The organism is Pseudomonas sp. PGPR N4 (assembly GCF_059693665.1).
Window position 1 is genome coordinate 161,339 of record NZ_JCAUKV010000006.1, and the last position, 25,391, is coordinate 186,729.

The 25,391-nt window shown below is 63.1% G+C and carries 18 protein-coding genes and 1 other RNA gene; 9 read left to right on the forward strand and 10 right to left on the reverse strand.

What is annotated here, in order from left to right; genetic code table 11:
• The first annotated feature begins 200 nt into the window (after positions 1–200).
• Positions 201–2,054: a sigma-54-dependent Fis family transcriptional regulator gene (locus AC58X1_RS20870; RefSeq protein ID WP_497429399.1), complete on the forward strand. Its 1,854-nt coding sequence runs from the start codon at positions 201–203 to the stop codon at positions 2,052–2,054.
• Positions 2,055–2,073: 19 nt separating this feature from the next.
• Here AC58X1_RS20870 and recR read toward each other — a convergent pair whose 3' ends face one another.
• The 3 genes from recR to dnaX form a co-directional block, all read right to left on the reverse strand.
• On the reverse strand, positions 2,074–2,676 hold the full coding sequence (recR, locus tag AC58X1_RS20875) for a recombination mediator RecR (RefSeq protein ID WP_101318035.1): 603 nt from the start codon (positions 2,674–2,676) through the stop codon (positions 2,074–2,076).
• A 220-nt stretch (positions 2,677–2,896) separates the two neighbouring features.
• Complete coding sequence (locus AC58X1_RS20880; RefSeq protein ID WP_101318032.1) at positions 2,897–3,223, reverse strand: YbaB/EbfC family nucleoid-associated protein; 327 nt, start codon at positions 3,221–3,223, stop codon at positions 2,897–2,899.
• Between the two features lie 65 nt (positions 3,224–3,288).
• Positions 3,289–5,322, reverse strand: a complete 2,034-nt coding sequence (dnaX, locus tag AC58X1_RS20885) for a DNA polymerase III subunit gamma/tau (protein WP_497429400.1) — start codon at positions 5,320–5,322, stop codon at positions 3,289–3,291.
• A 128-nt stretch (positions 5,323–5,450) separates the two neighbouring features.
• On the opposite strand from dnaX, the gene AC58X1_RS20890 reads away from it, so the two are divergent.
• On the forward strand, positions 5,451–6,221 hold the full coding sequence (locus AC58X1_RS20890) for a substrate-binding periplasmic protein (RefSeq protein ID WP_497429401.1): 771 nt from the start codon (positions 5,451–5,453) through the stop codon (positions 6,219–6,221).
• On the opposite strand, the gene AC58X1_RS20895 is transcribed toward AC58X1_RS20890, so the two are convergent.
• Positions 6,210–6,698 carry a DUF2938 domain-containing protein gene (locus AC58X1_RS20895; RefSeq protein ID WP_181107634.1) on the reverse strand — a complete coding sequence of 163 codons (489 nt, stop codon included), beginning with the start codon at positions 6,696–6,698 and terminating at the stop codon, positions 6,210–6,212. The genes AC58X1_RS20890 and AC58X1_RS20895 overlap by 12 nt on opposite strands.
• 83 nt (positions 6,699–6,781) lie before the next feature.
• On the opposite strand from AC58X1_RS20895, the gene AC58X1_RS20900 reads away from it, so the two are divergent.
• Complete coding sequence (locus AC58X1_RS20900) at positions 6,782–7,186, forward strand: helix-turn-helix domain-containing protein (RefSeq protein WP_497429402.1); 405 nt, start codon at positions 6,782–6,784, stop codon at positions 7,184–7,186.
• Positions 7,187–7,265: 79 nt separating this feature from the next.
• Here the strand turns inward: AC58X1_RS20900 and ffs are convergent.
• From ffs to AC58X1_RS20925, 5 genes are all read right to left on the reverse strand, one after another.
• Positions 7,266–7,362: signal recognition particle sRNA small type (gene ffs, locus AC58X1_RS20905), an RNA gene on the reverse strand.
• A gap of 121 nt (positions 7,363–7,483) precedes the next feature.
• Complete coding sequence (gene ligA / locus AC58X1_RS20910) at positions 7,484–9,814, reverse strand: NAD-dependent DNA ligase LigA (protein WP_497429403.1); 2,331 nt, start codon at positions 9,812–9,814, stop codon at positions 7,484–7,486.
• A 308-nt stretch (positions 9,815–10,122) separates the two neighbouring features.
• Entirely contained in the window at positions 10,123–11,010 is an 888-nt protein-coding gene (gene zipA / locus AC58X1_RS20915; protein ID WP_150569729.1) for a cell division protein ZipA, read from the reverse strand.
• 205 nt (positions 11,011–11,215) lie between these two features.
• Positions 11,216–14,704, reverse strand: a complete 3,489-nt coding sequence (gene smc, locus AC58X1_RS20920) for a chromosome segregation protein SMC (protein ID WP_497429404.1) — start codon at positions 14,702–14,704, stop codon at positions 11,216–11,218.
• A gap of 3 nt (positions 14,705–14,707) precedes the next feature.
• Positions 14,708–15,367 carry a GntR family transcriptional regulator gene (locus tag AC58X1_RS20925; RefSeq protein WP_101318020.1) on the reverse strand — a complete coding sequence of 220 codons (660 nt, stop codon included), beginning with the start codon at positions 15,365–15,367 and terminating at the stop codon, positions 14,708–14,710.
• 266 nt (positions 15,368–15,633) lie between these two features.
• Between AC58X1_RS20925 and xdhA the strand changes: the two genes are divergently transcribed.
• The 4 genes from xdhA to guaD all read left to right on the forward strand — a co-directional run bounded on the left by xdhA (position 15,634) and on the right by guaD (position 21,699).
• Positions 15,634–17,079 (forward strand): xanthine dehydrogenase small subunit, encoded by a 1,446-nt coding sequence (gene xdhA, locus AC58X1_RS20930; RefSeq protein ID WP_497429405.1) that lies wholly within the window; start codon positions 15,634–15,636, stop codon positions 17,077–17,079.
• Positions 17,072–19,471, forward strand: a complete 2,400-nt coding sequence (gene xdhB / locus AC58X1_RS20935) for a xanthine dehydrogenase molybdopterin binding subunit (protein WP_497429406.1) — start codon at positions 17,072–17,074, stop codon at positions 19,469–19,471. Before xdhA ends, xdhB begins: the two co-directional genes overlap by 8 nt.
• Before the next feature lie 67 nt (positions 19,472–19,538).
• A complete protein-coding gene (xdhC, locus tag AC58X1_RS20940) occupies positions 19,539–20,384 on the forward strand; it encodes a xanthine dehydrogenase accessory protein XdhC (protein ID WP_101318014.1) in 846 nt (281 codons plus the stop codon).
• Between the two features lie 10 nt (positions 20,385–20,394).
• Positions 20,395–21,699, forward strand: coding sequence for a guanine deaminase (gene guaD, locus AC58X1_RS20945; RefSeq protein WP_497429407.1), 1,305 nt, complete (start codon positions 20,395–20,397; stop codon positions 21,697–21,699).
• A gap of 182 nt (positions 21,700–21,881) precedes the next feature.
• On the opposite strand, the gene AC58X1_RS20950 is transcribed toward guaD, so the two are convergent.
• Positions 21,882–22,646 carry a GntR family transcriptional regulator gene (locus tag AC58X1_RS20950; protein ID WP_497429408.1) on the reverse strand — a complete coding sequence of 255 codons (765 nt, stop codon included), beginning with the start codon at positions 22,644–22,646 and terminating at the stop codon, positions 21,882–21,884.
• A 353-nt stretch (positions 22,647–22,999) separates the two neighbouring features.
• Between AC58X1_RS20950 and AC58X1_RS20955 the strand changes: the two genes are divergently transcribed.
• Both AC58X1_RS20955 and AC58X1_RS20960 read left to right on the forward strand, forming a co-directional pair.
• Positions 23,000–24,349 carry an NCS2 family permease gene (locus AC58X1_RS20955; protein WP_150572687.1) on the forward strand — a complete coding sequence of 450 codons (1,350 nt, stop codon included), beginning with the start codon at positions 23,000–23,002 and terminating at the stop codon, positions 24,347–24,349.
• A gap of 94 nt (positions 24,350–24,443) precedes the next feature.
• A complete protein-coding gene (locus AC58X1_RS20960; RefSeq protein ID WP_497429409.1) occupies positions 24,444–25,391 on the forward strand; it encodes an RHS repeat-associated core domain-containing protein in 948 nt (315 codons plus the stop codon).

Here is a 25,391-nt window from a genome sequence, read left to right on the forward strand (position 1 = left end):
GGCAGAGCGGTTTCAGCTATTGTCCAGCGCACATTGGCGGCTTGCCGGCGAGACGCCGGGTGCCGCGCCAGCAGCGCCGACCGCGAGACGCTGAGACGCCGCGTCTCAGCCGCGCCGCCAATCAAGCAGCGCTTGTCGCGGCTTTCGCACGGGTGCTTAATGGCTCGATAAAGACAAGAACGAGAGACCCGGAGGCCCGAATGCTCGCCGCGAACTCCAGAGCCCATGTCGACTGTGTCAGCCGCGTGCTGAAAAACGCCGAACGCCAGCCACAGGTGCCGGTACCCGCGCTGATCCTCGATTCGTGGCGGCGCTCGATGGAGCTGCATCACCTCGACCCTGGTTCGCAGCAAGGTCCACGCATCCTTTCGCCAAACCTGCTCAACGAATGCCGCGAGCGCGCCGAGCTGTTTCTGCGCATCGCCAGCGACGCCGTGGCGCGCCTGCACGCCCAAGTGCGCGGCGCCGACTACTGCGTGCTGCTGACCGACGGCCAGGGCCGCACCATCGACTACCGGGTCGACAGCAGCATCCGCACTGACTGCCGCAAGGCCGGCCTGTATCTGGGCACCTGCTGGTCGGAAGTGGAAGAAGGCACCTGCGGCGTGGCGGCGGTGCTGACCAGCAAGGCGCCGGTGACCGTGCACAAGCGCGATCACTATCGCGCTGCATTCATCGGCCTGACCTGTACCGCAGCGCCGGTGTTCGACCCGCTGGGCGAACTGCTGGGGGTGGTCGACGTGTCCGCGCTGAAGTCGCCGGATGATCGGCGCAGCCAGCACCTGATTCGCCAGCTGGTCGAGCAGACCGCTCGCGAGATCGAAAACGCCTTCTTCATGCACAGCAGCCAGGGCCACTGGGTGATGCGCGCCCACGGCACCCCCGGTTATGTCGAAAGCCAGCCCGATTACCTGCTCGCCTGGGATGCCGAAGGCCGCCTGCAAGCGCTCAACAGCCTCGCCCGCGAGCATCTGCTGGCACGCAACGGGCGCCTGCCGCAACACATCGGCGAGCTGTTCGACCTCGAGCAACTGCGCCGCGCCAGCGAGGCCAGCGCCCAGCGCCTGCCAGGTTTTGCCTTGTATGGGCGAGTCAGCGCGCCACAGCGGCGCAGCCCGCCATCAGTGCCCACGGCGCCAGCCCAAGACGCGCGCATCAGCCAGCACCTGCGCCTGGCCACGCGGGTCAAGGACTGCAACCTGGCGGTGCTGGTGCAAGGTGAAACCGGGGTCGGCAAGGAAGTCTTCGCCCGCCAATTGCACCAGCTCAGCCAGCGCGCAGCAGGGCCGTTTGTCACGCTCAATTGCGCGGCGATCCCGGAGTCGCTGATCGAAAGCGAGCTGTTCGGCTATGTTGCCGGAGCGTTTACCGGCGCCTCCAGCAAAGGCATGCAGGGCCTGCTCCAGCAAGCCGATGGCGGCACGCTGTTTCTCGACGAGATCGGCGACATGCCGCTAAGCCTGCAAACCCGGCTGCTGCGGGTGCTGGCCGAGGGCGAGGTGGCGCCGCTGGGTGCGGCCCGGCGCGAGCGCGTCGATATCCAGGTGATCTGCGCCACTCACCGTGACCTGGCAACGATGGTCAGCGACGGGCGCTTTCGCGAGGACCTGTACTTCCGCCTGGCCAACGCCCGCTTCGAACTGCCGCCGCTGCGCGAGCGCGACGACCGCCTGAGCCTGATCCACCGCCTGCTGGCCGAGGAGGCGCAGGCCTGCGGGGTTGAGGTGCTGCTCACCGATGCGGCGCTGGAAGCGCTGTTGAGCTACCGCTGGCCGGGCAACCTCAGGCAGCTGCGCCAGGTGCTGCGCTATGCCTGCGCGGTGTGTGATGGTGGCCAGTTGCGCCTGGATGATCTACCGCAAGAGTTGCGCGGCGCCGCTCAGGACGCGCCGGCGCTGACCAGCGTCTCCAGCCCGGCCCGGCAGATGATTCTCGATGCGCTGATTCGTCATCGCTGGAAACCGGCGGATGCAGCTCAGGCGCTGGGCATTTCCCGGGCAACCTTGTACCGGCGCGTACACGAGCACCGGATTGAAATGCCGCGGATGAAGTAACCGGCTGGGGGGCAGTCAGTTACAGCGCAATCGGCCGGCGCCCGGCAAAGGCATGGGCCAGGGTGCCGCCATCGACCAGCTCCAGCTCGCCACCGAGCGGCACGCCATGGGCGATACGCGAGGCAACCAGGCCCTGCTCGTGCAGTAACTGGGCGATGTAGTGCGCGGTCGCCTCACCTTCTACGGTCGGGTTAGTGGCGAGGATCACTTCGGTGAAGCTGCCCTGCTCGGCGATGCGCGCCATCAGCTGCGGGATGCCGATAGCCTCAGGCCCGAGGCCATCGAGCGGCGACAGGTGCCCCTTGAGTACGAAGTAGCGACCGCGGAAACCAGTCTGCTCCACGGCATACACATCCATCGGCCCCTCGACCACGCACAGTTGGGTGTCGTCGCGGCGCACATCGGCGCACTGCGGGCACAGCTCCTGTTCGGTCAAGGTGCGGCACTGGCGGCAGTGGCCGACCCCTTCCATCGCCTGGGTCAGGCTCTGCGCCAGGCGCAGGCCGCCGCTGCGGTCACGCTCGAGCAACTGCAGGGCCATGCGCTGGGCGGTTTTCTGGCCGACACCGGGCAGGATGCGCAGCGAGTCGATCAGTTGGCGGATCAGTGGGCTGAAGCTCATCGGAGAGGCCTGACAATACAAATTAAGAGGCGGTTTATACCGGCCACGGCAGGCAGCGTCAAATCAGCTACAGCCGATACCGACAAGGCCTACCTGTGTTGTGGTTGACCCTCGACCGCGCCTGCGGGTTCGGTCGGCTGCGGTTACTGGCCAGGGTTTACCCAGCGCAAAAAAAAACGCCCGATCAACGGGCGTTTTGTCCTGCAGGAAAGCCAATGCCTTAGAAAGGCATCTTGAAGCCTGGCGGCAGTTGCATGCCAGCGGTCATGCCGCCCATCTTGTCCTGGCTGTTCTGCTCGACTTTGCGCACGGCGTCGTTGACGGCGGCAGCGATCAGGTCTTCGAGGACTTCCTTGTCTTCCTGCATCAGGCTGTCGTCGAGGCTGATGCGCTTGACGTCATGACGGCCGGTCATGACCACACTGACCAGGCCGGCGCCGGACTGACCAGTGACTTCGGCGCTGGCCAGCTCTTCCTGCATCTTGGCCATTTTTTCCTGCATTTGCTGAGCCTGCTTCATCAGGCCTGCCATGCCACCTTTCATCATGGGGGTATACCTCGATTGGTTCATATGATGCGGCCTGGCGCAGTGCCGGCCGCATGGATATCGGTTTATTGCCCCTGGCTGACCAGAGGCTCTACGGGCTCAATAGTATCCTGCCGCACGGTCGCGCCAAACTGGCGGATCATCTGCTGGATGAGCGGATCCTGCTCGATCGACACTTCGGCATCGTGCTGACGCTCGGAACGCTTGCGCGCTGCGGCCTGGGCCGGGGTTTCCTGCTCCGGGCGAATCAGCTCGATGCTCAGCTGCAGGGTGCGCCCGAGGTGCTGGTTGAGCGCGTCGTTCAAACGCCGCTGCTGGGTCGAGTTGAACAGCGCGCCCTGCGCCGGGTCAAGGTGCAGCAGCCAGTTATCGCCGTCGACGGCAATCAACGTACAGTTTGCGGCGATGTTGCCTGTCATCCCCGATACAGGCAACTGTGGGCATAATTCCAACCATTGCAGGGCCAGCCCAGTTGCCGGCTTGGAGGCTGGCAGCGGCTCGGGCGGCGGCGCCTGCTGGTCTTCCTGAACGTGCTCGGCGAGTTCGTCGAGGTAGCTGAAACCAACCGGGTCGGCCTCGCCGGCATAATAGTCCTCGTCCAGCGGCGGCTCGTCGTCACGTTCCATACCGACGCCATCGTAGGCAGCCGGGTCAAACGGCGGCGCGTCGTCACGTGACGGCGCGTGCTGTGCTTCGGGTTGCGGCTCGGGCTTGGCTGGCGGCTCAGGCGCAGGTGGCTTCGGCGGAGCGACAGGCGCTGCCTGCTCTTCCCATGGCAGGTCGATGGCTTGCTCGGCAACTGGCGCTGGCGCAGCAGGTTCTGGTTCTGGCTCTGGTTCCGCAACAGGCTCCGCGACTACTGGTTCGGCAACCGCTGGGGCCACCGGCGCAGCCGGGGCCGGCACCTCTGCAACCGCGCTGACGGGCGCTGCCGCTGCCACCGCTTTTGCTGAATCAGCTGTGGCCTGGCTGATCCCCACTGGCTTTAGCTGCGGTCTCGGCGCGTCATCGTTGTCCGCCGGGCGGAATGCCAACATGCGCAGCAGGACCATTTCGAAACCGCCGCGCGGGTCTGGTGCCAGCGGCAAGTCGCGCCGGCCGATCAAACCCATCTGATAGTAGAACTGCACGTCCTCGGCAGGCAGCGCCGACGCCAGCGCCAGGACTCGATCACGGTCGCCCTGACCATTGTCGACCGCCTCGGGCAGTGCCTGGGCGATGGCCACGCGGTGCAGCACGTTGAGCATCTCGGCGAGCACGCCGGACCAGTCCGGGCCTTGCTCGGCCAAATCGCGCACCGCCTCCAGCAGCGCTCGCGCATCGCCTTCGAGCAAGGCCTGCAACACGCCGTACACCTGGCCGTGGTCAAGTGTGCCGAGCATCGCCCGCACATCGGCGGCCAGTACCTGGCCTTCGCCAAAGGCGATGGCCTGATCGGTCAGGCTCATGGCGTCGCGCATCGAGCCATCGGCAGCGCGCCCGAGCAGCCACAATGCGTCATTCTCGAACGGCACGTTCTCGGCAGTCAGCACGTGATTCAGGTGCTCTACCACCCGCTCCGGGCTCATGTTCTTCAACGAGAACTGCAAGCAGCGCGAGAGGATGGTGGCCGGCAGCTTTTGCGGGTCGGTGGTGGCGAGGATGAACTTGACGTAGGGCGGCGGCTCTTCCAGCGTCTTCAGCAAGGCGTTGAACGAGTGCGTCGAGAGCATGTGCACTTCGTCGATCAGGTAGACCTTGAAGCGGCCACGGCTCGGTGCGTACTGCACATTGTCGAGCAGCTCGCGGGTGTCTTCGACCTTGGTTCGGCTGGCAGCGTCGATCTCGATCAGGTCGACGAAGCGCCCCTCGTCGATCTCCCGGCACACCGAGCAGGTGCCACAGGGCGTCGAGGTGATGCCGGTTTCGCAGTTCAGGCACTTGGCGATGATCCGCGCGATGGTGGTCTTGCCGACCCCGCGGGTACCGGTAAACAGGTAGGCGTGATGCAGCCGCTGGTTGTCCAGCGCATTGATCAATGCCTTGAGCACATGGGTCTGGCCGACCATTTCGCGGAACGAGCGCGGACGCCACTTACGTGCAAGAACCTGATAACTCATCAAAAACCATCGCAAACTGAACCAGCGGAAGATCGCTAATGCTAGCGGAGCGGGGCCGAAATTGCACCCGGCCAATCTCGTCTACGCTAAGCCATGCACGGTTCGACGCAGATCAAGGAGGAATACACGTGCGCCGACTACTGGCCAGCCTGATGTTATGCGCCACGCCCAGCTGGGCCGAGCAACCGGTGCTGCGCTTCGCCATTGCCGAGAGCTGGAGCATGCCGCTGATCCGCATAGAGCAGGGTCAGCCGGTCGAAGGCATTCTTTATGACTTGATGCAGTCTGCCGCGCGCGAAGCCGGGGTGCGGCCTGAGTACCACGTGTTGGCCCGCCTGCGCATGCAGCAAGCCATGGAGGACGGCGATGTCGACGTGCGCTGCCACCTCGCAACCAATTGGTTGATCGAGCGCCCAGGCGAGTACATCTGGAGCGTGCCGCTGATGGTCCAGCGCGATCTGCTGGTGAGCCGCGCCGGCCTGCTCGACCCCGTGGATGCCTCGCGCCTGCCGGCTCAAGCCATTGGTACGGTCCTCGGCTATAGCTACCCAACCCTGCAACCCCTGTTCAGCCGAGGACAATTGCACCGCGAAGACAGCCGTAGCCAACAACTGGCCCTGCAGAAACTACAGGCCGGGCGCTACCAGTACGCAGTGAGCAATGAGTTATCGCTGCAGTGGTTCAACCGCCAACTGCCAGCCGAAGCGCAATTGCAGAGCCGCGCGCTGCTGGAAGAGCAAAACCTCGGTTGCGTGGTCCGCAGCGACCCGTCGCGCCCGACCCAGGCGCTGCTCAGGGCGCTGGTGCGGATCAAGCAGTCCGGCGAGATGGACCGCATTGTTCAGCACTACGCCGCGCCCACTTCGCCAGCGCCGATGGTGATCGGCTCACACCAGTGAAAGCAGCAACGCCGTGGCATACAAGCCGCTGCCGAACACCAGGTGCGTGGCCACACTGCGCAGGCTGTTGCGCAGCGGCGCTGGCGTCTTGCTGGCAAACCAGCCCGCCCCCATCGCCGGCTGTAGAATGCACAGCGGCGCCACAACGGTACACAGCCCAAAGGTCAGCGCTGGCAGCAGCGTCGGCGCGTGCAGCCAGTCGGCCCCTTGCAGTGCCAGCAACGCGGCGGCGAAGAACAGGCCAATCGCGTAATGCAACGCCCAACCCAACACCCGCTCGTGCCTGATCGGCTCCGCCTTGGCGATAGCTGCATGGTGCACCCTGCCCCGCAGCAGGTGCCCCGCCCAGCGCCCGAGCATGGCGTAGTTCAGCGTTGTCACCCCCAGGCGGCGCAGCACCATCGCCCACGCATCCATCACCAACGTGGCGCCGATGCCGACCACCAGCGTGGAAATCAATAAAACCGTAACGCCCATGAATACACCCTCGCAGATTGACGAAAAACCCCAATGCCGCGCAGCATAGAAGTTGAAGTCAACTTCAAGTCAAGGGAGCAATCATGGACATCGCCGATGTCGCCAAGCGCACCGGAGTACCCGCCTCGACCCTGCGCTACTACGCCAAGACTGGCTTGCTCGAGTCACTTAGCAGCCCCGGCCAACGTCGCCAGTTTTCCGCAGACGTAGCCGATCGCCTGGCCCTGATCGCGCTTGGGCAGGCAGCAGGGTTTTCATTGAGTGAAGTGCGGGCGATGCTGGTAGACCTGCAGGTCGATCGCGACATGCTCAGGGCCAAGGCGGACGAAATCGATGAACAGGTCAAACGCTTGCAGGCCATGAGCAAAGGGCTGCGGCATGCGGCGGCGTGCCCTGAGGACGATCATCTGGCGTGTCCGACGTTTCAGCGGTTGATGAAGGTTGCGGCTGCGGGGGTACGCGTACGCGAGCGGCGCTCGAATAACTGAGGGGAGTTGGGTTGGACAGCGAAGGGAGATGCTGGAGCAGGCGCGCCGAAAAATTTTCCGACCCCTGAAATGGAGGCAGCCCCACCAGCCACACCCCGGCACTCAATGTCCCCGCCTTGGCTGCTTCCTTCCGGATCTGACCAGGTCAACGGGTAATCAATGCGGAGGGACCGATAGGGCCACCATAACGCGACTTGCCATGTGACAAGCCGCGCCATTGTACCGCTCTGGGACGAAGTTACAACCTCTGCATCAAGAAAAAATCATCATTTCTCAATGACTTGTCCCGCGAGGCAGTCAGATGTCGATGCCGTGGCCGGCCAAAAAGCCGACAAAGGCGTCTTCATCGAGCACCTTGACCCCGAGTTCGCTGGCTTTGGCCAGCTTCGAGCCGGCGCCGGGGCCGGCGACGACGCAGTGGGTCTTGCCAGAGACCGAACCGGCGACCTTGGCGCCGAGCTGTTCGAGCTTGTCCTTGGCGATGTCGCGGCTCATGCGCTCGAGGCTGCCGGTAAGCACCCAGGTCTGCCCGGCCAGGGGCAGGCCTTCGACCACGCGCTTGTCGCTGGCCCAGTGCATGCCGAACTTCAGCAGCTGCGCTTCGATAGCGCGTGCCAGCTGTTGGTTGGCCTCGACCTTGAAGAACTCGCGCACGGCTTCGGCTTGCTTGGCCGCCAGGGCCTGACGCAGGTCGATGCCGTCGGCCTGGATGATCTGCTCGAGGCTGCCGAGCTTGGCTACCAGCTTCTCGGCGCCAGTCGGGCCGACCGAAGCGATGTCGAGCTTGGTGATCAGCCCGGCGAGGGTAGTGCTGGCGGCGAACTCGGGGGCCAGCTCGCCCTCCTCCTGCAATTGCATGCCGCTGTCGAGCAACTGCTGGATGACGTCGCGGTTGTGCTGGTCTTCAAAGAAGTTGTGGATCTCGTGGGCGACTTCCAGGCCGATATCGGGCAGGTAGGTGAGCACCTGCGGCAGCGCCTCCTGCACCCGCGCCAGGCTGCCCAGCGAGCGCGCGAGGACCTTGGCGGTCTCTTCGCCGACATCGGGGATGCCGAGGGCGTAGATGAAGCGCGCCAGGTTTGGTCGTTTGCTGTTGTTGATGGCCTCAAGCAGTTTGTTGCTGGAAACCTCGGCAAAGCCTTCGAGGTCGACGATCTGCTCGAAAGTCAGCTTGTACAGGTCAGCCGGCGAGCGGATCAGCCCCTCATCGACCAACTGCTCGACGCTTTTCTCGCCTAGACCATCGATGTCCATGGCGCGGCGCGAGACGTAGTGGATGATCGCCTGCTTCAACTGCGCGGCGCAGGCCAGGCGGCCAACGCAGCGGTAGACCGCACCTTCGCTGGTGGTCTCTTTGCCTTTGCTGCGCTTGATCAACTGGGTACGCTCGACCTGCGAGCCGCACACCGGGCATTCACTCGGCACCGGCACCGGACGGGCGTCAGCCGGGCGGCGCTCGAGCACCACCTGCATGACTTGCGGGATGACGTCGCCAGCGCGACGGATGATCACCGTGTCGCCGATATGCACGCCGAGCCGGGCGACTTCGTCCATGTTGTGCAGGGTGGCATTGGATACGGTGACGCCGGCGACCTTGACCGGCTTCAGGCGCGCGACAGGCGTGACTGCGCCGGTACGACCGACCTGAAACTCGACGTCGAGCACTTCGGTCAGCTCTTCCATGGCCGGGAATTTATGGGCGATCGCCCAGCGCGGCTCGCGTGCACGGAAGCCCAGCTCGCGCTGTGCGGCCAGGCTGTTGACCTTGAACACCACGCCATCGATCTCGTAGGCCAGCTCGTTGCGGCGAGCGCCGATGTCCTGGTAGTAGGCCAGGCATTCCTCAATACCAGCGGCGTGCTTGAGCTCGCGACTGATCGGCATGCCCCAGGTCTTGAGCTTCTCGAGGGTGTCGATGTGGCTGTCGGCGATGCTTTCGGAAGTTTGCCCAACGCCATAGCAGCAGAATTCCAGCGGGCGGCTGGCGGTGATCTTCGAGTCCAGCTGGCGCAGACTGCCGGCGGCGGCGTTGCGCGGATTGGCGAAGGTCTTGCCGCCAATGGCAGCCTGGCTGGCGTTGAGGCGGTCGAAGCCGGCCTTGCTCATGAACACTTCACCGCGCACTTCGAGCACCGCTGGCCAGCCGCTGCCCTGCAGCTTGAGCGGGATGTTGCGTACGGTGCGCACGTTGCTGCTGATGTCTTCGCCGGTGGTGCCGTCGCCACGGGTGGCACCTTGCACCAACTGGCCATCGCGGTACAGCAGGCTAACCGCAAGGCCGTCGAGCTTGGGCTCGCAGCTGTAGTCGACGGCGCCGGGCTGATCGAGGCCGTCGACCACGCGGCGATCGAATTCGCGCAGGTCGGCCTCTTCGAAGGCGTTGCCCAGGCTGAGCATGGGCACTTCGTGGCGGATCTGGCTGAAAGCCGCCAGGGCACTGCCGCCGACGCGCTGGGTTGGCGAGTCAGGGGTGACCAAGTGCGGGTGTTCGGCTTCGAGGGCTTTGAGTTCGTTGAACAGGCGGTCGTATTCGGCGTCGGGGATGCTTGGCTCGTCGAGGACGTAGTAGCGGTAGTTGTGCTGGTCGAGTTCGGCGCGCAGCTGATGGATGCGGGTTTCGGCGGTCATGGGGGGGTCTCTTGCTGGGCACAAGAGCGGCTTTGGGTGGGTTTGGCGGATGGGGGGCCGCTATGCGGCCCTTTCGCGACACAAGGCCGCTCCTACAGGGGACCGCGCATGCCTAAAGAGCGGCGGGGACCGCACTGACCTCAACGGCAACGGGATCCATGTAGGAGCGGCCTTGTGTCGCGAAAGGGCTGCGCCGCAGCCCCAATCCAGGCACCGCCGCACTCGCCTGCCCCACTCAACCCCAAAGCTGCTCTAGCGCAAAAATCACTGCGGGCAGGATCACTATCGACCCTGCCCGCACAGTTAAATCAACGTTTCTGAGTCAGCGCGCGACGCTCGAACTCAACGATGCGCTGGCGATAATGCTCGATGGTCTGCGCCGTCAACACGCTACGCTGGTCATCCTTGAGTTCGCCATCGAGCTCATGGGCCAGCTTGCGCGCAGCAGCGACCATCACGTCGAACGCCTGCTTGGGATGGCGCGGGCCTGGCAAGCCGAGGAAGAAGCTCACCGCACGGGTGCTGAAATGGTCGATGTCATCCAGGTCAAACACCCCTGGCTTGACCGCGTTGGCCATCGAGAACAGCACTTCGCCGTGGCCGGCCATGCTCTCGTGACGGTGGAAGATGTCCATTTCGCCAAAGCGCAGACCGCTCTCGAGAATGTTCTGCAACAGGGCCGGGCCGCGGAAGCCGGTTTCGTCACGGGAGATCACGCTGATCACCAGCACTTCTTCAGCCGGTGGCAGCTCCTTGACGCTGCTGCTGGACGAGCTCGAGGAGAAACCGCTGCTGCGGTTGTTGTCAGTCTCGTAGGCGTTGTCAGGCTCGGCGAACAGGTCGGGCTCACGCGGCTCGGCCGCCAGGCTCAGATCGCCCTGCTGCGGCTCGCTGTTGCGCTTGCCGCGCTTGGCGGCCTTGACGGGTTTGGCTTCGCGCTCGCGCTCACGCCCTGCGCTCATCGACGGCAGGTCGGTTTCATCCAGCTCGGGCTCTTTGTGCTGGCCTTCCAGCACGCGTGCCGGGCCGAGCACTTCCGCGCCGCCTTCTTCGTCCGCAACATTGGAGTAGCTGCGATCGAGACGGAATTTCAACTTGCCTTTGCCACCACGCATGCGACGCCAGCCGTCGAAAAGAATACCGGCGATGACAATGATGCCGATGACGATCAGCCACTCGCGCAGACCGATTTCCATTTAATCCCGTGCCTCTATAAAAAATATGCTTGAAAACAAAGGGTTCAAAGCCCTTTAACACGTGGCGCCAACTCTATGTTCTGACAGGCGTTTTACCCACGCAGAATACACGTGACGGTAAAGCTAGCACGACCAAAGACAACTTTACACCGTCTGTCACACATGACAGACGTTTTAGCTGCTGAAAACGCCTCAGCGTCGCTTATCAGGCGTCTACCATGGCCATTGCCGCCTCTACATCAACTGCAACAAGACGTGAACAGCCTGGCTCGTGCATCGTCACCCCCATCAGTTGATCGGCCATCTCCATGGCGATCTTGTTGTGGGTGATGTAGATGAACTGCACGGTCTCGCTCATTTCCTTGACCAACCGGGCGTACCGCCCGACGTTGGCATCGTCCAGCGGCGCATCGACTTCGTCGAGCATGCAGAACGGTGCCGGGTTGAGTTTGAAGATAGCGAACACCAGCGCCAGCGCAGTCAAGGCTTTCTCGCCACCCGACAACAAATGGATGGTGCTGTTTTTCTTGCCAGGCGGGCGCGCCATGATTGTCACCCCAGTATCGAGTAAATCTTCGCCCGTCAGTTCCAAGTAAGCGCTGCCACCGCCGAAAACTTTTGGAAAAAGTGCCTGCAAACCGGCATTTATCTGATCAAAGGTATCCTTGAAGCGGGTGCGGGTTTCCTTGTCGATCTTGCGGATGACGTTTTCCAGGGTCTCGAGCGCTTCGACCAGGTCGGCGTCCTGCGCATCCAGATAGCGTTTGCGCTCGGACTGCTGCTCGTACTCTTCGATGGCTGCCAGGTTGATCGCACCCAGGCGCTGAATACGCCCTTCGATTTGTTCGAGCTGCTGTTCGGTGGTCGCTTCGCTGGCCTCGGGATCGAGCGTGGCAAGCACGCCTTGCAGGTCAAAACCGTCGGCCAGCAGTTGTTCTTGCAAGGTGCTGCGGCGCAGGTTCAGGCCTTGCGATTCAAGCCGTGACTGCTCCAGCTGACCGCGCAGCAAAAGCGACTGCTGCTCGGCCTGGGTGCGGCGTTTTTCGGCGTCGCGCAGTTCGCGGTCGGCGTCGTCCATGTGCAGCCGGGCCAGGCGCATTTCTTCATCGACGCTCATGCGCCGTTCGAGCAGCTCTTCAAGTTTCAGGCGCAGCTCTTCCTGCGGCGCTTCGCCTTCTTCCAGATTCAGGCTCAACTGCTCCTGGCGCTCGCTCAGGCGCTCGGCTTGCTGCTCCAGCCGCTCCAGCGCCTGCCGGGTGGAATCATGCTGGGCGCGCAGCGAGCCCAGGCGCACGGCCAACTGGTGGGCGTGGTCCTTGTGCTGGCGGGCTTCCTGGCGGATGCGGTCGAGGCCTTCGCGCAGGGTGTCGCGGCGGGCCAGCAATTGTTCGCGCTGCTCGGTGTCCTCGGCCATCAGGTCAAGGGCCTCTTGCAGGATCAGCCGCGCCTCGCCGAGCTGTTCGTGCTCGATGGCGCGCTGCTCACCGAGCTCGCTTAATTCTTCTTCAAGGCGGCGGCGACGCAGCTCAAGCTGCTCGGCGCGGGCGCGACCGGCAGACAAACGCGCCTTGAGCTCACCGTGCTGACGGTTTTCGTCCTGGCTACGGCGGCGCAGTTGTTCGCGCTGCTCTTCAAGGTCACGCTGTTGCTCGCGCTGGCTGTGCAGGCGCTGCTCGAACTGGTCCAGCTGCTCCTGTTGCTGCAGTTGCTGCTCGGCTAGCTGTTCGATCTCCTGCGCGCGGGCGAGCACGCCGCCTTGCGCTTCGCTGCCGCGGCTGACGCGCAGGAAATGCCGGCCCACCCAGTAGCCATCGCGGCTGACCAGGCTTTCGCCAGCCAGCAGACTTGGGCGCTGGCTCAGCGCCTGCTCAAGGGTCTCGACCGGACGCACCTGGCCCAGCCAAGGGCTGAGGTCGGTGCGCCCTTCGACCTTGTCGAGCAAGCTGCCGGGCACCCGAGCGCCCTCGCCGGCCGCCAGCAACAGGCGCAAATCACCTTGTTCCAGCGTGGCAAAGTCCAGCTGGCTGAAGTCGTCGACCAGCACTGCCTGCAAGTCAGCACCCAGCACCGTCTCGACGGCCAGCTCCCAACCTGCCTCGACGCGCAAACCCTCGGCCAGGCGCGGACGCTGTTGCAAACCTTGCTCGCGCAGCCACTCGCCAGCACCGGCAGACGGCTCCAGGGCGGCTTGCTGCAACGCCTCCAGCGACGCCAGCCGGCCGCCCAGACGCTGTTGCTCGCCCTGCAACTGCTGATGGCTCTGGTTGAGCTGCTGCAGTTGCTCACGCACAGCTTCGAGGCGTTCGAGCACGTCCTGCTCGCTGAGCTGCAGTTCTTCCAGCAGCAGCTCACTGCTGGCGACCTGCTCGGTCAACTCGAGCATGGCTGCATCCTGCGGGTCGGCGCTGAGCTGATCACGCTCGTCAGCCAGCTTGCGCTGGCGTTCAGCCAAGCGCTCGAGGCTGGTTTCCAGCTGCTGCAAGCGCGACTGCTGGACTTCGGCCTGGCGCCGCGGCTCCGCTGAGCGGGTATTGAAACTGTCCCACTGCTCCTGCCAGCCGTGCATGCCCAACTCGGCTTCTTCGAGCACGGCAGCCGCTTCTTCGGCTGCGGCGAGGGTCATCTCCTGCTCAGGCTCAAGCTGCTCCAGCTCTTCGCCGAGGGTCGCCAGCAGGGTGCGGTCATGGCCCAGGTGCGACTCGGTCTCCAGCCGTGTGCGCTCGGCTTCCTTGAGATCATCCTGCAACTGGCGCAGGCGCTGCTGGCCGTGCTGAATGCTCTGCTCGACCCGGGCAATGTCACCGGCCACCGAATAGAAGCGGCCCTGGACCTGATTGAAGCGTTCGGACAATTCATGGTGGCCGTCGCGCAGGCGCTCGATGCTGGCATCGGCATTGCGCTGCTCGGCCACCAGCGCCTCGAAGGCTACTTCCTGATCGCCGATGACGGCGCCGCGTTGCTGCACCTTCTGGTCCAGCTCACGCCAGCGCAGGGCCGACAAGCGCGCCTTGAGCAGACGCTCTTCAGCTTTGTACTCGCGATACTTTTCTGCGGCCTGGGCCTGGCGATGCAAACGCTCGAGCTGGCGCCCGAGCTCATCGCGCAGGTCGGTCAGGCGGGCGAGGTTTTCCTGGGTGCGGCGAATTCGGGTTTCGGTCTCGCGGCGGCGCTCCTTGTACTTGGAGATGCCGGCGGCTTCTTCGATGAAGTTACGTAGCTCTTCTGGCTTGGCCTCGATCAGCTTGGAGATCATGCCCTGCTCGATGATCGAGTAGCTGCGCGGGCCCAGCCCGGTTCCGAGGAAGATATCGGTAATGTCGCGGCGACGGCATTTGGTGCCGTTGAGGTAGTAGGTATTCTGCGCGTCGCGGGTCACTTTGCGCCGGATCGAGATCTCGGCATAGGCGGCGTACTCGCCGACCAGGGTGTTGTCGCTGTTGTCGAACACCAGTTCGATACTGGCCTGGCTGACCGGCTTGCGGCTGGTCGAGCCATTGAAGATGACGTCGGTCATCGACTCGCCGCGCAGGTTTTTAGCCGAGCTTTCGCCCATCACCCAGCGCACCGCGTCGATGATGTTGGACTTGCCACAGCCATTGGGCCCGACCACGGCGGCCATGTTGCTGGGGAAGTTGACCGTGGTCGGGTCGACGAACGACTTGAACCCGGCCAGGCGAATGCACTTCAAGCGCATCGATCAGACCCGTGCCAACGCAGCCAGCACCAGCTCGCAGCTGCGCTGGCAGTAGGCAACCAGCACTTCGCGAATACGTGCAATGTCGCGCGCAACCACGGCTTGGAGCAGGCGATCGAACAGGTCGAGGTAGTCGAGCATATTGGCCTGGCGCTGATCCAGCGCGAGGTAATAGGCGCGGCTCATGGCGGGCTGCAGGTTCTCGACGGTTTCCTGCAGGTACGGGTTGTCGGCGAACGGATACGCAGCGCGCATCACTGCAAAACTCTCGGCGACGAAGGTCTTGATGTCGGTGGCGGCGTAGGCCTGTTGCAAGCGCTGCTGAATGCCCAGAAACGGCATCAGGTCGGCATCGGTGCGCCATTTCTGGGCAACGGCGTTGCCGAGCAGAATGTAGAACTCGCCCATCAGCGCACACAGGCTACGCACACTGCGCTCGTCAAGACGGGTCACGTGGGCGCCCCGCCGCGGCAGGATCGCCACCAGATGGCGACGCTCAAGGATCAACAGCGCCTCGCGTACCGAGCCGCGGCTAACGTTCAGGGCCTGAGTGACCTTTTGCTCCTGGATCCGCTCACCCGGGGCAAGCTCGCCGCGGATGATCCGCTCGGCCAGATGGTGGGCAATCTGCTCGGAGAGACTGTCCGGCGCCTTGAACGTCATGGTTTTCCTTCAAAATCATTGAACTGGGCACAAGCGGCGGATTGTAGCGCACTTGCCAGGCAGTCGCGCAGAGGTGCGCTGCGCTTTATTCGTTGCAGGCGGCCGTGGGTATCAGGCGCGATCTATGCTTAACAAAAGGCACACTGTTCGGTGCGGACTCACTGCGCGCGATTTCTTGACCTTTGAGTCAGAAAATCATTGACCCGGCGATCAAGCCTGCTTAGAGTCCGCCGGAACAACAATAAAACCATTGCGAGGCCTTCCCCGTGATCCAGTTTCTCGTAAACCAGGAGCTGCGTAATGAGCACGCCCTGGACCCGAACATGACCGTGCTGCAGTACCTGCGCGAACACCTTGGCAAATCCGGCACCAAGGAAGGCTGCGCCAGTGGCGACTGCGGCGCCTGTACAGTGGTGGTCGGCGAGCTCGAAGAAGACGGCCAGAGCCTGCGCTACCGCAGCCTCAACTCGTGCCTGACCTTCGTTTCGTCGTTGCACGGCAAACAATTGATCAGCGTCGAAGGCCTCAAGCATCAGGGCGAACTGCACAGTGTGCAAAACGCCATGGCCGACTGCCACGGCTCGCAATGCGGCTTCTGCACTCCCGGCTTTGTCATGTCGCTGTTTGCCTTGCAGAAGAACAGCAACGGCGCCGACACCCAGCAGGCCCAGGAAGCCCTCGCCGGCAACCTGTGCCGTTGCACCGGCTACCGGCCGATCCTCGCCGCTGCCGAACAGAGCTGCGCCACACCGTGCCGCGATCAGTTCGATGCGCAACAAGCGCAGACCATCGCCCGCCTCAAGGCCATCGCCCCGTCCGAAACCGGCGAACTGAACAGCGGCGACAAGCGCTGTCTGGTGCCGCTGACCGTTGCCGACCTGGCCGACCTGTACAGCTCGCACCCAGAAGCGCGCCTGCTTGCCGGCGGCACCGACCTGGCGCTGGAAGTGACCCAGTTCCACAAGACCTTGCCGGTGATGATCTATGTCGGCAACGTCGCCGAACTCAAGCGCATCGACAAGACCGCCACTCATCTGGAGATCGGCGCAGCGACGCCGCTGACCGACTGCTACGGCGCGCTCAGCGATGAGTACGCCGATTTTGGCGCCCTGCTGCACCGCTTTGCGTCATTGCAGATTCGCAACCAGGGCACCCTCGGCGGCAACATCGGCAATGCCTCGCCCATCGGTGATTCGCCGCCGCTGCTGATTGCCCTGGATGCCCAGGTGGTACTGCGCCAGGGCCAGCGCCAGCGCGTGCTGCCACTGGAAGACTACTTCATCGACTACCGCATCACGGCCCGCCAGGACAGCGAGTTCATCGAGAAGATCATCGTGCCGCGGGCCAGCAACGACTGGACGTTCCGCGCCTACAAGGTCTCCAAGCGACTGGACGACGACATCTCGGCAGTTTGTGCAGCGTTCAACCTGAGCATCGAAAACGGTGTGGTCAGCGGCGTGCGCATTGCCTTTGGCGGGATGGCAGCGATTCCCAAACGCGCCCGTGCCTGTGAAGCCGCGCTGCGCGGCAAGCCGTGGAACCAGGCCACCCTTGAACGTGCCTGCCAGGCGCTGGGCGAAGACTTCAGCCCGCTCTCGGACTTCCGCGCGAGCAAGGAATACCGCCTGCTGACCGCACAGAACCTGCTGCGCAAGTACTTCATCGAACTGCAATCGCCGCACATCGAAACCCGGGTGACCGACTATGTCTAATCATCATGCCGTCAAGAGCCAGGCCGAGATGGCCGAACTGTTCCGCCAGGACCTGACCACCGGTGTCGGCCGCAGCGTCAAGCACGACAGCGCCGACAAACACGTCAGCGGCGAAGCGGTGTATATCGATGACCGCCTCGAATTCCCCAATCAGTTGCATGTGTATGCGCGCACAGCTGACCGCGCCCACGCGCGCATCCTGAGTATCGATACCGCGCCGTGCTACGCCTTCGAAGGCGTACGCATCGCCATCACCCATGAAGACATCCCCGGCCTCAAGGACATCGGCCCGGTGGTCGCCGGCGACCCATTGCTGGCGATCGACAAGGTCGAGTTCTTCGGCCAACCGGTGCTGGCGGTAGCTGCCCGCGACCTGGAAACCGCTCGCCGTGCGGCGATGGCGGCGATCATCGAATACGAAGACCTCGAACCGGTGCTGGATGTGGTCCAGGCGCTGCGCGACAAGCACTTCGTGCTCGACAGCCATACCCATCAGCGCGGTGATTCGGTTGCCGCCCTGGCCAGCGCCCCGCACCGCTTGCAGGGGACCTTGCATATCGGTGGCCAAGAGCACTTCTACCTGGAAACGCAAATCTCCTCGGTGATGCCGACCGAAGACGGCGGCATGATCGTGTACTGCTCGACGCAGAACCCGACCGAAGTGCAAAAATTGGTCGCCGAAGTGCTCGATGTGCCGATGAACAAGATCGTCCTCGACATGCGCCGCATGGGTGGCGGTTTCGGCGGCAAGGAAACCCAGGCCGCCAGCCCGGCATGCCTGTGCGCGGTGATCGCGCGGCTGACCGGCCAGCCGACCAAGATGCGCCTGCCACGGGTCGAAGACATGACCATGACCGGCAAGCGCCACCCGTTCTACGTCGAGTACGACGTCGGCTTCGATGACGACGGCCGCCTGCACGGCATCCAGTTCGACCTCGCCGGCAACTGCGGCTACTCGCCTGACCTGTCCGGCTCGATCGTCGACCGCGCCATGTTCCACTCGGACAACGCCTATTACCTTGGCGACGCCACCGTCAACGGCCACCGTTGCAAGACCAACACCGCCTCCAACACCGCTTACCGAGGTTTCGGCGGGCCGCAAGGCATGGTCGCCATCGAGCAGGTGATGGACCACATTGCCCGTCAGCTCGGCCGTGACCCGCTGGATGTGCGCAAGGTCAACTACTACGGCAAGGCCGAGCGCAACGTCACCCATTACTACCAGACCGTCGAACACAACCTGATCGAGGAAATGACCGCCGAACTGGAGGCCAGCAGCGACTACGCCGAGCGGCGCAAGTCGATCCGCCACTTCAACGAGCACAGCCCGATATTGAAAAAAGGCCTGGCGCTGACCCCGGTCAAGTTCGGCATCTCATTCACCGCCACCTTCCTCAACCAGGCCGGTGCACTGATCCACATCTACACCGACGGCAGCATCCACCTCAACCATGGCGGCACCGAGATGGGCCAGGGTTTGAACACCAAGGTTGCACAGGTGGTTGCGCAGGTGTTCCAGGTCGAGATCGACCGCATTCAGATCACGGCGACCAATACCGACAAGGTCCCCAATACCTCACCGACCGCTGCATCCAGTGGCGCCGACCTGAACGGCAAGGCGGCGCAGAACGCGGCCGAGATCCTCAAGAAGCGCCTGGTCGAGTTTGCCGCCCGGCACTGGAATGTCACCGAGGAAGACGTTGAATTCCGCAACGGCCATGTGCGCGTGCGTGAGGAACTGATCAGCTTCGAGACGCTGGTGCAGCAGGCCTATTTTGCCCAGGTGTCGCTGTCGACTACCGGCTTCTACCGCACGCCGAAGATCTTCTACGACCGCTCACAGGCGCGCGGCCGGCCGTTCTACTACTTCGCCTTCGGCGCAGCCTGCGTCGAGGTCATCGTCGACACCCTGACCGGCGAGTACAAAATGCTGCGTGCCGATATCCTGCATGACGTCGGCGACTCGCTGAACCCGGCCATCGACATCGGTCAGGTCGAAGGCGGCTTCATTCAGGGCATGGGCTGGCTGACCACCGAAGAGTTGGTGTGGAACGCCAAGGGCAAGCTGGTTACCAACGGCCCGGCCAGCTACAAGATCCCGGCAGTGGCCGACATGCCGCTGGACCTGCGGGTCAAGCTGGTCGAGAACCGCAAGAACCCGGAAGACACCGTGTTCCATTCTAAGGCCGTCGGCGAGCCGCCATTCATGCTCGGTATCGCTGCCTGGTGCGCGATCAAGGACGCCGTCGCCAGCATCGCCGACTACCGCGCGCAACCCAACATCGACGCGCCAGCCACGCCTGAGCGGGTCCTGTGGGGCTGCGAGCAGATGCGCCAGGCCCTGGCCGTGCAGCAGCCTGCTGAACAGCACGTGGAACCTGTCACATCGTGACCGCAGGCAGCCCCGCGCAGCCCTGTGCTGCGCGGGGCTGAGTTGAAGCCAACTGAGGTTTTGTATCATGCACCAATGGATCAACGCCCTCGCCGACCTGCAAGCTCGCGGTGAACCCTGCGTGCTGGTGACCATCATCGAAGAGCGCGGCTCGACCCCGCGCAATGCCGGCTCGAAGATGGTCGTCAGCGCCCGCCAGCTGTTCGACACCATCGGCGGTGGCCACCTTGAGTACAAGGCCCTGCACATCGCCCGGCAGATGCTCGACGAGCAGCGCAGCACCCCGCATCTGGAGCGCTTCAGCCTCGGCGCGAGCCTTGGCCAATGCTGCGGCGGCGTTACCGTGCTGCTGTTCGAGCCAATGGCGGCGGTGCAGGCCGAGATCGCCGTGTTCGGTGCGGGCCACGTCGGCCGGGCTCTGGTACCCTTGCTCGCTGCCCTGCCCTGCCGGGTGCGCTGGATCGACTCGCGCGAGCAAGAATTCCCGGAGCTGATCCCCACCGGCGTGAGCCGCATCATCAGCGAGGAGCCGGTCGACGAAGTGGCTGCGCTGCCGCCAGGCAGTTACTGCATCGTCATGACCCACAACCACCAGCTCGATCTCGAGCTGACTGCGGCGATCCTCAAGCGCAACGACTTCACCTGGTTCGGCCTCATCGGCTCGAAGACCAAGCGGGCCAAGTTCGAGCATCGCCTGCGTGATCGCGGCTATGACGATGCGGTGCTAGCACGCATGCGCTGCCCGATGGGCCTGGCCGAGGTCAAAGGCAAATTGCCGATCGAGATCGCCGTGTCGATTGCCGGCGAAATCATCGCCACCTACAACGCCTGTTTTGGCCAGCACGATGCTGCGGTCAATGCCGGCCCCATTGCTCAGTTGCTGCCGCCGTCCCGCCGCAGCCACGCCAATTGACGAGAGTGTTATGAGCGCAACCCGCAAAGCTTACCGATCCGCCATCCTGCACAGCGTTGGCGACCCCGCCGAAGTCGGCCTGGAGGCATCCTGCGAGTACTACCCGGACGGCCTGCTGGTGGTCGACGAAGGCCGCATCAGCGCCCTCGGTCACGCCAGCGACCTGCTGCCGACGCTGGATGCCGACATCGACGTGGTGCATTACCAGGATGCCCTGATCACCCCGGGCTTTATCGACACCCATATCCACTTCCCGCAGACCGGCATGATCGGCTCCTATGGCGAGCAGTTGCTGGACTGGCTGAACACCTACACCTTCCCCTGCGAAAAGCAGTTTGCCGATAAGGCGCATGCCGACAAGGTCGCGAAGATCTTCCTGCAGGAGCTGCTGCGCAACGGCACCACCACCGCGCTGGTGTTCGGCAGTGTGCATCCGGAGTCGGTCAACGCGCTGTTCGAAGAGGCCGAGCGGCTGGACCTGCGCCTGATCGCCGGCAAGGTGATGATGGACCGCAACGCGCCGGATTATCTGACCGACACGGCGGAGTCGTCCTACACCGAGAGCAAGGCGCTGATTCAGCGCTGGCATGGCAAGGGCCGGCTGCACTATGCGGTGACGCCGCGCTTTGCCCCGACCAGCACGCCCGAGCAATTGGCGATGGCCGGCCAGTTACTGAAGGAGCATCCGGGGGTGTACATGCATACGCACCTGTCCGAGAACCTGCAGGAGATCGACTGGGTCAAGGGCTTGTTCCCGGAGCAGAAGGGTTACCTGGACGTCTACGATCACTTCGAGCTGCTGGGGGAGCGGTCGGTGTTTGCCCATGGCGTGCATCTGTGTGATGAAGAGTGTCAGCGGCTTTCGGAGACGGGCTCGGCGGTGGCGTTCTGCCCGACCTCGAACCTGTTCCTGGGCAGTGGCTTGTTTAACTTGCCGCAAGCTGAGAAGTTCAAGGTCAATGTCGGGCTGGGCACGGATGTTGGCGCGGGGACCAGTTTTTCGCTGCTGCATACCTTGAATGAGGCTTACAAGGTGATGCAGTTGCAGGGCGCGCGCTTGCACCCGTTCAAGTCGTTGTACCTGGCGACGCTGGGTGGGGCTCGGGCTTTGCGGCTGGAGGATCGGGTGGGAAGTTTGCGTCCGGGTAGTGATGCGGACTTCGTGGTCCTCGATTATAAGGCTACGCCGTTGCTTGAGTATCGCCTGCAGCAATCAGGGGGGATCGAGGAAACGTTGTTTGTGCTGACGACGCTGGGGGATGATCGGACGGTGCTGGAGACGTATGCGGCTGGGCGGTGTGTGCATCAGCGGTAGCGGGTTGTTCACGATTGCTGTGAACTTATCCAATTCATTCGGGGGCTTTGAGGGCCCCTTTCGCCCTTACGGCGAGTTACTTTTTTGGGACGTTTGCCAAAAAAGTGACTCGCCGTAAGGGCGAAAGGGGTCCGATCAAACCACACATCAATCGGATAAGCCCCAAGCCGACAACCAACCAATCAACTTTTAGCCGAAGTAGCCCGAGCAGGCTTCTTCTGCAACAAGTGCGAAAACACCGCATGCAGATCGTCCGAAGCACTCTCCTCATCGAGGTTCAGCTTGCTGTCGATATGATCCATATGATGCATCATCAAGCTAACCGCCTGCCCCGCATCCCTCGCCTCGATCGCATCGATCAGCTGCATATGCTCATCATACGAACAGTGCGACCGGTTCCCGCTCTCATACTGAGCAATGATCAGCGATGTCTGCGACACCAGACTACGCTGGAAACTCACCAAAGGTGCATTCCCAGCAGCCTCGGCCAGCTTCAGGTGAAACTCCCCGGAAAGCCGAATCCCGGCCCCACGATCACCCCGCGAAAAGCTGTCGCGCTCGTCACGCACCATCTGCCGCAGCTCGTTCAGCTGCTCAGCCGTAGCATGCTGCACCGCCAACTCGGTAATCGCCCGCTCAACCATCCGTCGCGAAAAGAACACCTGCCGCGCCTCTTCAACCGTCGGACTGGCAACCACGGCACCGCGATTGGGCCGCAGCAACACCACGCTCTCATGGGCCAGACGCGACAACGCGCGACGAATGATGGTGCGGCTGACGCCAAATATCTCGCCCAGCGCTTCCTCGCTCAACTTGGTGCCCGGCGCCAGCCGCTGCTCGAGGATCGCCTCGAAAATATGCGCGTAGACGATGTCGTCCTGGGTACCACTGCGCCCGGCCTTGCCGGTGCGTACAGGTTTCTTGAGAGGCTGCAGCTGTTCGTTCATGGGCACTCGAGCATGGGAATCCGCCAATCGGACCTTGACTGTACTGCCTGTCAGAGGGTGGCTGGCAAGCCCTGGTTGGAAATAAGAAGAAAGGTACTGGCCCATTGTACACAGGCTGACCCGTTTCTGCAGGTGGCCATTTCGGCATATAGCCACTATTTACAAGATTGTACCCAGGAAAGATAAAACATTATTTGCATTATTTGTACACAAACGCATAATCCAGCGAGCAACTTCTTGACCCATGAGTCAACAAAAACGGTCAGACGTCTGCCTCACCCTCGCGGAATCACCAAGTGCATAGCGCAGGACACTGGTTCCGAACAACAAGAAAGACTTGAGGAGTACTCGCTGTGGACACCCGCAAATCCGACGCCCCTACGCTGGATCTCACCCCGCCGCTCGAAACGAGCTGGCTGGAACGGATTTTCAAACTCAAGCGACATGGCACCACCGTCAAGACCGAAATGATCGCCGGGGTGACCACCTTCATCACCATGGCCTACATCATCTTCGTCAACCCCAACATCATGGCTGACGCCGGCATCGATCATGGTGCGGCGTTCGTCGCCACCTGCATCTCGGCCGCGCTCGGCTGCCTGCTGATGGGGCTTTACGCCAACTGGCCGGTTGGCCTGGCGCCGGGCATGGGGCTCAACGCCTTCTTCACCTACACCGTGGTCGGCACCATGGGCTACACCTGGGAGGCGGCGCTGGGCGCCGTGTTCGTCTCCGGGGTGCTGTTCATGTTCCTGACCTTGTCGCGGGTTCGCGAATGGCTGCTCAACAGCATTCCGCTGAGCCTGCGCCATGCCATGGGGGCCGGCGTCGGATTGTTTCTCGGGCTGATCGGCCTGAAGACTGCGGGCATCGTCGTCGACAGCCCGGCGACCCTGATCAAGCTCGGCTCGCTGCACGAGGCCGGGCCGCTGTTGGCGGCGGTGTGCTTCCTGATGATCGCGGTGCTCAGCTATCACCGAGTGTTCGGTGCGATCCTGATCGCCATCATCAGCGTTACCCTGGCCGGCTGGGGCTTGGGCCTGGTGCAGTACGGCGGGGTGTTCTCGCTGCCGCCGAGTCTGGCGCCGACCTGGATGGCCATGGACGTCGCCGGCGTGTTCAACGTGAGCATGATCAGCGTGGTGCTGGCGTTTCTCTTCGTGCACATGTTCGACACCGCCGGGACCTTGATGGGGGTTGCCCAGCGCGCCAACCTGGTGGCGCCGGACGGCAAGATCGAAAACCTGTCACGGGCGCTGAAGGCCGACAGTGCCTCGAGCGTGTTCGGCGCCGCCGTTGGCGTGCCGCCGGTCACCAGCTACGTCGAGAGCGCTGCGGGAGTGGCCGCAGGTGGCCGTACCGGGCTGACCGCCGTGGTGGTCGGGGCACTGTTCGTCGCGGCGATGTTCTTCGCCCCGCTGGCAGGGATGATCCCCGCCTACGCCACCGCTGGCGCGCTGATCTACGTGGCGATGCTGATGATGGGCAGCATGGCCCATATCAACTGGGACGAAGCCACCGACAGCATTCCGGCGATAGTCACGGTGATCATGATGCCGTTGACCTTCTCGGTGGCGGACGGCATTGCCCTGGGCTTCATCAGCTACGTGGTGCTCAAGGCCGGGACGGGCAAGTACAAGGAGATTTCGCCCAGCCTTTGGGTACTCTGCGTGATCTTCATCGCCAAGTTCGTATTCCTCTAGGGCCTCTTGCAGTGGCCTGTCATTTTTGACAGGTCACTGCAGAAAAACCCCACGTTAGACTCGGGTCTCATCTTCTCCATGCCGAGACCCGAACATGCTCCCCAACACCACCCCACCCTCCGTTTTGCCCCCGGCGCTGCGCTTCTACCAAGCGTCATCCCTGGCGACCGAGCTTCAAGGTGAGCGATGCATCACGCTGCTGCGCCATGGCGAGTCAGCCTTGGCGCAGCTGGACAACACCACGGCCACCCGTCCGCTCGGCGTCGATCAGCAAGGATCGATTGTGCGGCTGCAGGGCGCCGCCAGCAGCGCGAGCATCGCCTACGCCGCCTATGGCCACCACCCCCTGGAGGCGGACGCCAGCCTGCTGTCGTTTACCGGACAAAAGCGCGAACCGGTAACCGGCTACTACCTGCTCGGCAACGGTCATCGCGCCTACAGCCCGTCGCTCATGAAATTCCTCAGCCCGGACAGCCTGAGTCCGTTCGGCAGCGGTGGGTTGAATGCCTATGCCTACTGCCTGAATGACCCGATAAACCTTACCGACCCCACGGGGAAAACCCCTTGGGCGCTTACGTTCATGAGAAAACACGTCCAACCGAAAATTCAGGTTGCAAAAAAGTCAGTAGACCTGGCGAGCAAAGCACTCTTCCCGGATCCAACCTCGCAGGAATCACCAAGGTTGGGAAGGGCAGTAATCCGTAAATTTGCCAGTGACCAAGTGGACAGCACACCCTTTACGCAAAAGCTGTTCAAGGTCAACGACAACCTGACGAGTCACAACGACGCCACGCTGACCACTGAGCACGCGGGTATATACCGCGATATAGCCACGCAAAATCTCAGCGGTCAGATCTCGAACACGTCGGCTCACCTCGAGGCCGCACGCGTATGGGTGACCACTGAGAAAGGCGCTGAACGCATCGTCGGGGCCACATTCAATTTCATGGGCGCCATTGCTGCTGGCGCCGAGGACAAGGCCGGCTATGCGACTGGCCGAGTACTGAAGCAGAACAACCAGGCCGTGCGAAAACACACCTGA